The organism is Streptomyces sp. STAM6 (assembly GCF_054963715.1).
The window spans coordinates 154,715-167,454 of sequence record NZ_JBUEFZ010000001.1; the positions used below are offsets into that span (position 1 = coordinate 154,715).

A 12,740-nucleotide genomic window follows, 5' to 3' on the forward strand; every position below is an offset into this window, starting at 1 on the left:
CACCTGCCCGCCCTCCCCCCACCGGCGCGGCGCCGCACCGCCCCGTCGTGAACGTTCACTGAGGACACCCATGGGACACACCGAGACCGATCTGGCGCGGATCCTGCAGACCGGCCCGTTCCATCTGGCGCTGCGCGCGGCGCTTTCGGTGCGCGGGCTTCCGCTCCAGCGGGTCCAGCACCATCTGGCGCACCGGGGCATCAAGGTGGGTGTGACGAGCCTGTGTTACTGGCAGCAGGGTGCCCGCCGGCCGCAGCGGCCCGAGTCGCTGAAGGCGGTGCGGGCACTGGAGGAGCTGCTGCGGCTGCCCGGCGACTCGCTGATCCGGCTGCTCGGGGAGCCGGGCGGGGCCGACAGCACGCGGACCGAGGGCGCGGCGCGGCCCGCGGGCCGCTCGTACCGCTCGCTGGTGGAGGCGTCGGGCGCGGTCGAGGAGCTGATAGCCGGGCTTGGCTCACCGGCGGACGGCGGGCTGCACACGGTCGGTCATCACGAGCGGGTGCGTATCGGGGCGGGCCGCGAGCTGGTGGGCCGCCAATCCCAGCACATCGTGCGGGCCCACCGCGACGGCGTCGACCGCTATCTGGCGATCCACCACGGCGACCCAGGCTGCGATCCCGCGCGGGTCACGGTGCGGGCGGGCGAGAACTGCCGGACCGGCCGGGTCCGCCGGCACGGCGAGTCCGGTGTGGTGGTCGCCGAACTGCTCTTCGACGCGCGGCTGCGGGCCGGGGAGACGTACTTCTTCGGCTACGGCTTCGAGGACGGCACCGGCGGACCGAGCGAGGAATACGTGCGCGGCTTCAGCTTCGCCGGCGGGCAGTACGTCCTGCAGGTGCGGTTCCACGAGGACGCCCTGCCGGCGCGCTGCCGCCGCTTCGCGCAGACGTCGGCGGGCGCCCCGCGCGGTGCGCGCAGCGATCTGACGCTCAGCGGCGTGCACCGGTCCGTGCACTTCGTGGAGCAGGGGGTGCGCCCGGGGATCCTGGGGATCGACTGGGACTGGGAGTGAGCCCCGCGGCCGCGGATCGGACCCGCCCGCGCCGCTCAGCCGTTCTCGGGGCCCGCGACGAGCTTGCCCTCGGCGACCCTGATCGGCACCTCGGGCAGCGGGGCGGTCGCCGGGCCCTTCAGCGCCCTGCCGGTGGTGACGTCGAACCGGCTCCCGTGGCAGGGGCAGTTCCCCTCGGTGCCCTCGACCTTGTCGAAGACGCAGCCCGCATGGGTGCACTGGGCGCTGAACGCCTTGTACTGGCCCTTCGCCGGACAGCTGACCACCAGGCGCTGCTCACGGAAGAGCTTGGCGCCGCCGACCGGGACGGCCTCGGCCGAGCCGAGGTCCACGGGGGCGGTCGGCGTCGGGGTCTGGGCGTGCCCGAGCTTCGACTCGGTGGAGCAGGCGGCCACGCCGAGCCCCGCGGCCCCGGCGAGCGCCGCGCCTTTCAGCACGGTGCGGCGGGCCGCGGGGACCTCACGCGGCGCGGAGGCGGGGGGCTGACCGGGCATGGGGACTCCACGGTGAGATCGGGCGTAGGTGACCCAACCGACGATACCGGCGTAGATCGGAGGTCCGTCGGGCGGCCCCGTCGACCGCCTGACGCGTCCGCCAGGCGGCCGGAGGCGGCGGCCGAGCCCGAGGGCGCCGGACACGACCGGGGGCCGACCTATGGCCGGGGGGCGACGTACGGCCGGGGGGCGACGTACGGCCGGGGGCCGACCTATGGCCGGGGGCCGACGTACGGCCGGGGGGCGACGTACGGCCGGGGGGCGACGTACGGCCGGGGGGCGACGTACGGCCGGGGGGCGACGTACGGCCGTGTGGCGACGTACGGCCGTGTGGCGGGATGCGGCCGAGGAAGCCGGCATGGGCACGGAGCTGGGACACGGCCGAGGGGCGTCGGGACGCCGCGGGAACGCGCGAGGACCCGGCCGACGGCCGGGATGCGCCGGTATTCGGCCTGAAGGGCCGGCATGCGGCCGGGGCCGAAGCCGCTGGAGCGCCGTGATGCGGCCGAGGCCCGCCGGGAAAGAACCGGGGCGGGACGCGCGAGGACCCCGTATACGGCCGAGCGCGTGACGCGGCCGAGGACCCCGGCAGGAGGCCGGGGAACGCCGGGACACGGCTGGGGGCGGGGAACGCCGGGACGCGGCTGGGGGCGGGGCACCCCGAGGACGACCCGGCAGGCGGCCGGGAGCGCCGGGGGCCACGGGCCCGCGCACAGACGCGCGCGGGCCCTGCTGGGGTGCGGCTGGGGCCGCGGGTCCCAGCAGGGCCGGGCGGGTCAGGACGTGCGGGAGCGGGACGGCGCGGCCTTCTTGGCCGCCGTCTGCTTGGCCACCGTCTGCTTGGCCGTGGCCTTCTTCGCCGTGGCCTTCTTCGCCGTCGCCTTCTTCGCCGTGGTGGTCCTGGCCGTGGCCGTCTTCCGCGCGGGGGCGGCACCGGCGGCCGCCACCGTCTTCCTGCCGGCCCGCTTGCGCGCCGCGGGCACCGTCGCGTCGCTGATCCGGTCGGCGTCGAGGATCTCCCGCAGGAACTTGCCGGTGTGGCTGGCCGGGACGCTCGCGATCTGCTCGGGCGTGCCCTCGGCGATGACGAGACCACCGCCGCTGCCGCCCTCGGGGCCCATGTCGACGACCCAGTCGGCGGTCTTGATGACGTCCAGGTTGTGCTCGATGACGATCACCGAGTTGCCCTTGTCGACCAGGTTGGACAGCACCGTGATGAGCTTGGAGATGTCCTCGAAGTGCAGACCGGTCGTGGGCTCGTCCAGCACGTACACCGTGCGCCCGGTGGACCGCTTCTGCAGCTCGGAGGCCAGCTTCACGCGCTGGGCCTCACCGCCGGAGAGCGTCGGTGCGGGCTGGCCGAGCCGGACGTACCCCAGGCCGACCTCGGTGAGGGTGCGCAGATGGCGCGAGATGGTCGGGACGGCCTCGAAGAAGCCCAGGGCCTCCTCGATCGGCATGTCCAGCACCTCGGCGATGGACTTCCCCTTGTAGTGGACCTCCAGGGTCTCCCGGTTGTAGCGCGCGCCGTGGCAGACCTCGCACGGGACGTACACGTCCGGCAGGAAGTTCATCTCGATCTTGATGGTGCCGTCGCCGGAGCAGTTCTCGCAGCGGCCGCCCTTGACGTTGAAGGAGAACCGGCCGGGCAGATAGCCGCGGACCTTCGCCTCCATCGTCTCGGCGAACAGCTTGCGCACATGGTCGAAGACACCGGTGTACGTCGCCGGGTTCGACCGGGGCGTGCGGCCGATGGGCGACTGGTCGACGTGGACGACCTTGTCGACCAGGTCGTCGCCGTCCACACGGGTGTGTCGGCCGGGCACGGACTTGGCGCCGTTCAGCTCGCGCGCCAGGTGCGTGTACAGGATGTCGTTGACCAGGGTCGACTTGCCGGAGCCGGAGACACCGGTGACGGCCGTCAGGACGCCGAGCGGGAACGACACGTCGATGTCCCGCAGGTTGTTCTCCCGGGCACCGTGCACGGTCAGCACGCGTGACGGGTCCATGGGCCGGCGGATGGCGGGCGTGGCGATGGACCGCTTCCCGGACAGGTACTGCCCGGTCATCGACTCCTTGTTGGAGAGCAGCTGCTTCAACGGGCCGGAGTGGACGACCTTGCCCCCGTGCTCACCCGCGCCGGGGCCGATGTCGACGACCCAGTCGGCGACCTTGATGGTGTCCTCGTCGTGTTCGACGACGATCAGTGTGTTGCCCATGTCGCGCAGCCGGACGAGCGTCTCGATGAGCCGGTGGTTGTCGCGCTGGTGCAGGCCGATGGACGGCTCGTCCAGGACGTACAGCACGCCGACGAGACCGGAGCCGATCTGGGTGGCGAGCCGGATGCGCTGTGCCTCGCCGCCGGACAGGGTGCCGGCCGCGCGGTTCAGCGAGAGGTAGTCCAGGCCGACGTCGACCAGGAAGCGCAGCCGTTCGTTGACCTCCTTGAGCACCCGCTCGGCGATCTTCTTGTCGCGGGCGTTCAGCGTCAGCCGGCCGAGGAACTCGGCGCACTCGCTGATGGACATCGCGGCGACCTCGGCGATGGACCTGTCCATGACCGTGACCGCGAGAACGATCGGCTTGAGGCGGGTGCCCTCACAGGTGGGGCAGGGCACCTCGCGCATGTACCCCTCGAAGCGCTCGCGGCTGGAGTCGCTCTCGGCCTCGCTGTGCCGCCGCTTGACGAAGGAGACGGCACCCTCGAAGGCCGGCGTGGTGTACGCCCGCTCCCTGCCGTACCGGTTGCGGTAGCGGACCTGGACCTGCGTCTTGTGACCGTGGAGCAGGGCCTTCTTGGCGCGGGCGGGCAGCCCGGCCCACGGCATGTCCATGGAGAAGCCGAGGGCGTCGGCGAGACCGCCGATCAGGCGTCCGAAGTACTCCTTGGTGTGCCCGTGCGACCAGGGGTGGATCGCACCCTCCTCGAGGGACTTCTCCTCGTCGGGGACGATCAGCTCCGGGTCCACCTCCATGCGGGTGCCGATACCGGTGCAGTCGGGGCAGGCGCCGAACGGCGAGTTGAACGAGAAGGAGCGGGGCTCCAGCTCCTCGAAGGAGAGGTCGTCGTACGGGCAGTACAGGTGCTCCGAGTACATCCGCTCGCGATCGGGGTCGTCCTCGGGGAGGTCGACGAAGTCGAGCACGACCATGCCGCCGGACAGGCCCAGCGCGGTCTCGACGGAGTCGGTCAGCCGGCGCTTGGCGCTGTCCTTCACCGTCAGGCGGTCCACGACCACCTCGATGGTGTGCTTCTCCTGCTTCTTCAGCGTGGGCGGCTCGGCGAGCTGGATCGTCTTCCCGTCCACCCGGGCGCGGCTGTAGCCCTTGGTCTGGAGGTCGGCGAACAGGTCGACGAACTCGCCCTTGCGCTCCCGCACGAGCGGCGAGAGGACCTGGAAGCGGCTGCCCTCGGGCAGCTCCAGCACCTTGTCCACGATGGCCTGGGGCGACTGGCGGGAGATCGGCCGACCGCACTCGGGGCAGTGCGGCTTGCCGATCCGCGCGAAGAGCAGACGGAGGTAGTCGTAGACCTCGGTGATGGTGCCGACCGTGGAGCGCGGGTTGCGCGAGGTCGACTTCTGGTCGATCGAGACGGCCGGGGAGAGGCCCTCGATGAAGTCGACGTCCGGTTTGTCCATCTGGCCGAGGAACTGCCGGGCGTAGGAGGAGAGCGACTCGACGTACCGGCGCTGCCCCTCGGCGAAGATCGTGTCGAACGCCAGGGACGACTTGCCCGACCCCGAGAGCCCGGTGAAGACGATGAGGGAGTCACGCGGCAGGTCGAGCGAGACGTTCTTCAGATTGTGCTCGCGCGCGCCACGGACGATGAGACGGTCGGCCACGCCGGTCCGCACCTTTCTTGAGAGAAGCGGGGGCACAGCCCCCGTCCCAGCTGTGTTCCAGCCTAGGGGGCCGCCAGGTCGATGAATGCCTGACTTTCAAGGATGCCTCCACCGAGCGTATAGCACGCGCATTCGATTTACGGTCGCGCTGTGCCACCTTCACCCGAACGTGTGGCGGCGCTAAGGTCGGCGGCATGATCGACCATGTGCACGACCTGGCCTCTGTACGTGAGGCGACCGATCGGCTGCTCACCGCAGCCGCCGGACTCGACGACGCGGCGGTCGCGGGACCGTCACGGCTTCCGGGCTGGACGCGCGGCCATGTCCTCGCCCATCTCGCCCGCAACGCCGACGCCCTCGTGAACGTCCTCCAGGGCCTTCCCATGTACGTCAGCGGCGAGGCCCGTGACGCCGACATCGAGCGCGACGCCCCCCGCCCGCTGGCGGTCCAGCTCGACGACGTGCGCGCCACCGCCGCCCGGTTCCAGGCCGAGGGCGAGGTCCCGGCGGACTGGGACCGCACGGTCGAGCTGCGCAACGGCGTGAAGGACCGGGCCGTGCGGGTGCCCTTCCGCCGTCTCGTCGAGGTCGAGCTGCACCATGTCGACCTGGGTATCGGCTATGAGCTGGAGGACCTCCCCGAGTCGTTCACCGAGCGCGAGATCGCTTTCCTGGCCGACCGTTTCGCCGGCAACCCGACGGTCCCCCCGACCCGGCTGCTCGCGGCCGGCAAGGAATGGAGCACGGGCGGCTCGGAGGGCGTCGAGGTGACCGTCTCCGGCCCCGCCGCGGACCTCCTGGGGTGGCTCGCCGGCCGCCGCGACGGAGCCGCCCTGGACACCGCGGGAGCCCCCCTTCCGGCACTCCCCCCGCTATAGGCTGGGCCCATGACGTACAGCGGTGTGGTGAAGGTCGGCGGACCCGCGGATGTGCACGAACTGACGGACCTGATGATCTCCAAGGTCGCCGTCGGGCCGATGGACAACAACGCGTATCTGCTGCGCTGCCGGGCCACCGACGAGCAGTTGCTGATCGACGCGGCGAACGAGGCGGGCACCCTGCTCCGCCTGATCGGTGACGACGGCATCGCGTCCGTCGTCACCACCCACCGGCACGGCGATCACTGGCAGGCGCTCTCCGAGGTCGTGGCGGCGACCGGCGCGCGGACGTACGCCGGGAAGTACGACGCCGAGGGCATCGACGTGCCCACCGACGTGGCGGTCGAGGACGGCGACACCATCCGGGTCGGCCGGGTCGAGCTGACCGCCCGCCGCATGGTGGGCCACACCCCCGGCTCGATCGTGCTGGTCTACGACGACCCGCACGGCCACCCGCACGTGTTCACCGGCGACTGCCTCTTCCCGGGCGGGGTGGGCAACACCTGGAAGGACGCCGAGGCGTTCGCCAGCCTGATCCGGGACGTCGAGACCAAGCTGTTCGACGCACTGCCGGACGAGACCTGGATCTACCCCGGCCACGGCCGGGACACCACGCTCGGCGACGAGCGCCCGCACCTCGCGGAGTGGCACGAGCGCGGCTGGTGAACCAGGCGGACGGAGAGGGGCGCACCTGCTTCCGTGCGCCCCCGTAACCGCCGGGCGGTCCGGGTAGTTGGCGCGACATGTGCCAGAGTCACACTCCTCCTGCCGATCCCCCAGGGCCGTCCATCGGACGGCTCGCGGCCGCCTCGCTCGCCGGCACCGCCGTCGAGTTCTACGACTTCTTCGTGTACGGCACGGCCGCCGCGCTGGTCCTGGGCCCGTTGTTCTTCCCGAGCTTCTCGCCGCTGGCCGGCACCCTCGCGGCGTTCGGTACCTTCGCGGTCGGATTCCTCTCCCGTCCGCTCGGTTCCGCGCTCTTCGGGCACATCGGCGACCGGTACGGGCGGCGGCCCGTGCTGTTCGCCTCGCTGTTGCTGACCGGCCTGTCGACGGTCGCGGTGGGCTGCGTCCCGTCGTACGCCACACTCGGCGTGGCCGCTCCCGTGCTGCTGCTGGTGCTGCGGTTCCTGCAGGGGCTGGGCCTGGGCGGCGAGTGGGGCGGGGCGGTGCTGCTGACGGCCGAGCACGCCCCGGAGCGGCGGCGCGCGCTGTGGTCGAGCTTTCCCCAGATCGGGCCCGCGGTCGGGTTCCTGCTGGCCAACGGAGTGATGCTGGCCCTGTCGGCGACGCTCACCGACGCCCAGTTCCGGGAGTGGGGCTGGCGGGTGCCGTTCTGGGCGGCGGGCCTGCTCGCGGCCGGCGGCCTGCTGCTGCGTACGTCGCTGACGGAGACGCCCCAGTTCCGGGAGCTGGCCGAGAGCGGCACCCGCGCGAACGCTCCGCTGATGGAGGTGGCGCGCGGCCACTGGCGCCTGGTGCTGACCACCGCCGGTGCGCTGGCGGTCGGGTACGCCGTGTTCTACGCGGTCTCCACCTGGGCCCTGGCATACGGCACCGAGCGGCTCGGCGTGAGCCGTACGGTGATGCTCGTCTGCATCATGGGGGCGGTGGCCGTGAAAGGCGCGGTGACCCCGTTCGTCGCGATGCTGGCCGACCGGTACGGGCGGCGCCCGCTGTGCCTGCTGGGCTGCGCGGCCTCCGCGGTGTGGATGTTCCCGATGGTGGCGTTGCTGCACACCGGGCGGCCGCTGCCGATGTTCCTCGGCTTCACGGGGGCGATGCTGGCGTTCATCACCATGTTCGCGGTGGTCGCCGCCTATCTGCCGGAACTGTACGAGCCGCGGGTACGGTGCACCGGCGCGGCCGTGGGGTACAACCTGGCGGGTGTGATCGGCGGGGCACTGACCCCGATCGTGGCGACCGCGGCGTCGAACGGCGCCGGGCCGCCCTGGGGTGTGGCGGCGTATCTGACCGGCATCGCCCTGCTCAGCCTGGGGTGCTTCGCACTGCTTCCGGAGACCCTGGCGGCTCCGTCGGCGAAGGCCGGTGCGGAGCCCGCGGAGGCGCGGGCGGTGGCCTGAGGGCGCCCGTCGGGATGAGGCGCCCGGGACCTCGGGCGTCCCTCAGAGCCGCTGGTCGATCACATCGCAGTTGATGAAGCGCGTGGGCCGCTTGCAGAGGGCCTGGAACTGCTCGGCCATGCTCGAGGTCTGGGGGTCCTCGCTGTTCCGCATGGCTTCCTCGTACGAGGCGAACTCGGCGACGACGTAGAAGCGAGCGGCGTTGTCCCGGTCCTTGAGGACCGTCACGCGGCCGGGCGCGTAGTCGCGCGCATCGGACTGGCTGTCCATGTCGTCCATCAGGGCGCGCATCTCGTCGATGCGGTCGGTCTCGAAGTCGACGATCTGCACGAATCGCATGGTGAGCTCCTCATCCGCCGGGCCGCCACGGGCCGAGCCGTTCGCCGTCCACGCAAACACCGGCCGGGTTGATCGGCAACCCGGCCGGTGTGCGTAGGTGCGGGGTGGGCGGTGGGCCGCCCGGTGGGTCAGGCCTCGACGCTGTCCTTGCTGGACTTGTCGGTGACCTCGTCGGCGGTCCCCTCGGCGGCCGCCTCGGCCGCCTCCCGCTCGGCCTGCTTCTTGGAGGCGATCAGGCTGGTGATCGTGGTGATGACCAGGACGGCACAGATGAACGCCAGCGAGAACGGGATGGAGATCTCGGGGACGTGCACTCCGGACTCGTGCAGGGCGTGCAGCACGAGCTTCACACCGATGAAGCCGAGGATCACCGACAGGCCGTAGCTGAGGTGGACGAGCTTCTTCAGCAGTCCGCCGATCAGGAAGTACAGCTGGCGCAGACCCATCAGGGCGAACGCGTTGGCGGTGAACACGATGTACGGGTCCTGCGTCAGGCCGAAGATCGCGGGGATCGAGTCCAGCGCGAACAGGACGTCCGTGGTGCCGATGGCGAGCATGACGACCATCAGCGGGGTCATCACACGCTTGCCGTTGACGCGGATGAAGAGCTTGGTGCCGTGGTACCGGTCGGCGACGCCGAAGCGGTTCTCGATGGACTTGAGGAGGCGGTTCTCCTCGAACTCCTCTTCCTCCTCGTCGGAGCGCGCCTCTTGGATGAGCTTCCAGGCGGTGTAGATCAGGAACGCGCCGAAGATGTAGAAGACCCACGAGAAGCTGGCGATGATCGCCGCACCGGCGGCGATGAAGATCGCGCGCAGGACCAGGGCGATCAGCACACCGATCAGCAGCACCCGCTGCTGGAGGTGGGAGGGCACCGCGAACTTCGCCATGATCAGCACGAACACGAAGAGGTTGTCGACACTGAGCGACTTCTCGGTGATGAAGCCGGCGAAGAACTCGCCGGAAGCCTGGCTCTCGCCGAAGACCAGCAGGCCGAGGCCGAACAGCGCGGCGAGGACGATCCAGACGACCGTCCAGATTCCCGCTTCCTTGATCGACACGTCATGGGGCTTGCGCCCGATGAAGAAGTCGACCGCGATCAGGGCGGACAGACCGAGAATGGTCGTCACCCACATGGTCATCGAAACGTCCACTGCGCCTCCGGCGTCGTACGGCTACTGATCAGCGTCGTCGCTGCCGGAGGTCTCTTCCACCCGGGCGGCCCCGCTTCGTCGCTGGGCCTGCACCACGGGCCGGCGCCCCGGGACCTGGTCTCTGTCCGACCGTCCGTACTGACGGGCACGCCGCACGTGGGAGTACTCCCCTCCGCGCAAAGAACAGTACAGCAAAACCCAAAAGAAGGTAAAGGGAAGAGTAAAAGGACCCTCAAGTTCCCAGGTCAGCGGCGCCCGTTCCGGCGGGCGTCGGCCACCTGTGACAGCACGAGCCGCAGCACGTCACTGCCCGGCGGCAGCAGCGGCGGCTCGTAGGTCCAGGCATGTCCGACCCATGGATCGGCGAGGTGGTCGTCCTGGACGGGCGTGAGGCGCAGCAGGGAACGCCACAGCGGGTCGAGGAGTGGACCGTATGCCCCGGCGTCCTCACGGTCGGCGACCATCAGCAGGTGCACGCCCACGGCCGGGCCCTCGTCCGCCAGATACCGGAGCTGGGTGACGGCCCGGTCGTCGAAACCGTGCGGGAAGTCGTTGACGATCAGGAGCTGCTCGGCGGTGTCCAGGTCGGGCGGCAGGGCATCGGTCGCACCGCTGCGGATCGCCATCTGGACGAGGTCCACCCGCTGGGTGAGCCTGGCGAGCAGGGCGGTGACGCCGGCCGCGCCGGCCTCCGGGGGCGTCGCCAGGACGCCGGCCGCGGTCAGCGGCGCGAGCGAGGCCGCCCCGGAGCCCGCCGGGTCGATGACGTGGACGCTGTACTCGCCCGCCGGGTGGATCGCGAGGAGCCGCGCCGCGTGGGCGACCGCCGTGTCCATCGCGAGACGGCGCAGCTCGGCTTCGTCCGTCAGCGCGGCGGCCTCGGAGCCGGAGCGCCCGCTGTCGATCCACAGGCCGCGTTCCAGCGGGAGCCGGACCAGCATCGGGATGCGCAGGTCCGGGCGCTCGGGGAGGTGGAGGTCGCCCAGGCGCAGTGCCATGGGGTTCTCCGTGGGGACGCGGTGGGCGTGCCAGACCGGGTTGTCCCAGCGGGCGTACGCGGCCGGCAGGGCGGGCTCGACGACACCGGACTCGGCGGCCAGCTGCGCGAGGTCGCGGTCGAGCGCCTCGCGGGCCCGGTCCGTCAGCTCGTCGCGCTTGGCGCGGGCCGCCTCGCGGGCGGCGTCGCCGGCGGAGCCGATGCGGCTGCGCGGGTCGGACAGAACGCGGTCGAGCTCCTGGTCCATGCGCGACTCGGCGAAGTCCACGGCACTGCGGTACGCGGCGGTGGTGCGGGCCAGGTCCTCGAACATGCCCCAGACCTGGTTGTAGAGGCGCTCCTCCATCGACCAGCCGCCGGCGTCACCGGCCACGGGCGTGCCGGGGGCGGCGGCCGGGGGCGGCGGCGTCGGAGGCGCGGACGCCCGGCGGCGGGGGTGGGCGTAGTCGATGGGTCCGCCGGACGGCACCGGCTCCCCGGCGGCGGGCTGGGCGTCCGCGGGCTGCGGGTTCCCGGGCTGCGTGGACGTGGACCCCGACGGTCCGGTGACCGGGGCACCGGGCGCGGGGTCGGCCGGCTGTGCCCCGGTGGCGCCCGAGGCGGCGAGCGGGGCGCCTCGGCGGGCGCGGTCGGACTCGGCGGTGCGGGGCGGTGGCGCGGCGACGGACCGGGCCATGCCGCCCGCGACCGCCTCCTGGATGGTGCCCGCCAGTTCGGCGGCGCGTTCGAGGCCCTGGTCGGCGAGCATGTCCGCGAGGCCGCCCGCGTACCCCTGGCCGACGGCCCGCACCTTCCAGGCGCCCTGGCGACGGTAGAGCTCCAGGGCGACGACGGCGGACTCGGTGCCCAGGCCGGTGATCGTGTAGGTGGCGACCTCCGCGCCGTCGAGGCCGGTGACGGCGACGAACGGCGCGGCGACGGCGCCGAAGCGGGTGGGACCGCCGACGCCCTGGGGCAGGGCGAGCAGCACCGTGACGCGGTGCACGGCGGCGGGCAGGGCGTCGAGGTCCACGGCGAGCCGGTGGTCCGCGGCGGCCTGCCGGGAGACCTCCACGCCGGGCAGTGCGGGCGAGGCCGGGTGGACGATCCACTCGGCGCCCGGCAGCCTGCCGTCCTCGTCGCCGAGCGTGGCGCCGGCCACGACCGGTACGCCGGCCGAGACCCGGATCTCGAGTCGGGTGTCGGGCAGGGGGTGGTTCTGCCCCCGGACCAGCTCGGCCGTCATGTACCAGTGTCCCCTCGGTGCCGCGGTGGTGTTGTCGTACGAGGCGGCTCCCGGCGGTCTGGTGCCTCCGGGAGCCGCGTTCGGTGTGTGTGGTCGTCGCCTACAGGTGCGGCAGGATCGACGGCATCAGGTCCTGGAAGGTGCGGCCGTTGGCCGGGTTGCCCAGGGCCGTCATCTGCCAGCCGGTACCGGCCCGGTGCACCTTCGCCATGATCTGCGCGGTGTACTGGCCGCCGCCGTCCAGGGTGTAGCGGGCCAGCTCCTGGCCGTTCGTCTCGTCGACGAGGCGGCAGAACGCGTTCTGCACCTCCTGGAACGTCTGGCCGGTGAAGGAGTTCACCGTGAAGACGATCTGGTCGATGTGCACCGGAACCCGCTGCAGGTCGACGAGGATGGCCTCGTCGTCTCCGCCCGACCCCACACCGCCCACCAGGTTGTCGCCGGTGTGGCGGACCGAGCCGTCGTCGCTGACCAGGTGGCGGAAGAAGACCACGTCCACCGGCTGCTTGTCGGCGAAGAGGACCGCCGACGCGTCCAGGTCGATCTCACGGGTGCGCGAGCCGAACAGACCGCGGCGCGGAGCCGCCTGCCAGCCGAGCCCCATCCGCACAGCGGTAAGGGTCCCCCCGTCGCTCTTCTGCAGGTTGATGGCCTGACCCTTGGTCATATTGACCGTCACGCGCTGTCCCCTCTCGTTCCAATCCCCGCGACC

At 71.9% G+C, this 12,740-nt stretch carries 10 protein-coding genes; 4 read left to right on the forward strand and 6 right to left on the reverse strand.

What is annotated here, in order from left to right; translation table 11 throughout:
• Positions 1-70: 70 nt before the first annotated feature.
• Complete coding sequence (locus tag ACY34K_RS00775; RefSeq protein WP_462741853.1) at positions 71-1,012, forward strand: hypothetical protein; 942 nt, start codon at positions 71-73, stop codon at positions 1,010-1,012.
• A 35-nt stretch (positions 1,013-1,047) separates the two neighbouring features.
• Here the strand turns inward: ACY34K_RS00775 and ACY34K_RS00780 are convergent, their stop codons facing one another.
• Positions 1,048-1,506: a Rieske (2Fe-2S) protein gene (locus ACY34K_RS00780; protein WP_462741856.1), complete on the reverse strand. Its 459-nt coding sequence runs from the start codon at positions 1,504-1,506 to the stop codon at positions 1,048-1,050.
• Between the two features lie 776 nt (positions 1,507-2,282).
• Positions 2,283-5,351: an excinuclease ABC subunit UvrA gene (uvrA, locus tag ACY34K_RS00785; RefSeq protein WP_462741859.1), complete on the reverse strand. Its 3,069-nt coding sequence runs from the start codon at positions 5,349-5,351 to the stop codon at positions 2,283-2,285.
• 194 nt (positions 5,352-5,545) lie between these two features.
• Between uvrA and ACY34K_RS00790 the strand changes: the two genes are divergently transcribed.
• From ACY34K_RS00790 to ACY34K_RS00800, 3 genes are all read left to right on the forward strand, one after another.
• Entirely contained in the window at positions 5,546-6,229 is a 684-nt protein-coding gene (locus ACY34K_RS00790) for a maleylpyruvate isomerase family mycothiol-dependent enzyme (RefSeq protein ID WP_462741862.1), read from the forward strand.
• A gap of 9 nt (positions 6,230-6,238) precedes the next feature.
• Positions 6,239-6,895: an MBL fold metallo-hydrolase gene (locus tag ACY34K_RS00795; protein WP_462741865.1), complete on the forward strand. Its 657-nt coding sequence runs from the start codon at positions 6,239-6,241 to the stop codon at positions 6,893-6,895.
• Positions 6,896-7,017: 122 nt separating this feature from the next.
• Positions 7,018-8,313, forward strand: coding sequence for an MFS transporter (locus ACY34K_RS00800; protein WP_462742724.1), 1,296 nt, complete (start codon positions 7,018-7,020; stop codon positions 8,311-8,313).
• Between the two features lie 42 nt (positions 8,314-8,355).
• Here ACY34K_RS00800 and ACY34K_RS00805 read toward each other — a convergent pair whose 3' ends face one another.
• From ACY34K_RS00805 to ACY34K_RS00820, 4 genes are all read right to left on the reverse strand, one after another.
• Positions 8,356-8,652: a hypothetical protein gene (locus ACY34K_RS00805; RefSeq protein WP_462741868.1), complete on the reverse strand. Its 297-nt coding sequence runs from the start codon at positions 8,650-8,652 to the stop codon at positions 8,356-8,358.
• A 128-nt stretch (positions 8,653-8,780) separates the two neighbouring features.
• On the reverse strand, positions 8,781-9,806 hold the full coding sequence (locus ACY34K_RS00810; RefSeq protein ID WP_462741871.1) for a TerC/Alx family metal homeostasis membrane protein: 1,026 nt from the start codon (positions 9,804-9,806) through the stop codon (positions 8,781-8,783).
• 245 nt (positions 9,807-10,051) lie between these two features.
• Positions 10,052-12,028 carry a TerD family protein gene (locus ACY34K_RS00815; RefSeq protein ID WP_462741874.1) on the reverse strand — a complete coding sequence of 659 codons (1,977 nt, stop codon included), beginning with the start codon at positions 12,026-12,028 and terminating at the stop codon, positions 10,052-10,054.
• 100 nt (positions 12,029-12,128) lie between these two features.
• A complete protein-coding gene (locus tag ACY34K_RS00820) occupies positions 12,129-12,707 on the reverse strand; it encodes a TerD family protein (protein WP_462741876.1) in 579 nt (192 codons plus the stop codon).
• Positions 12,708-12,740: the final 33 nt, after the last annotated feature.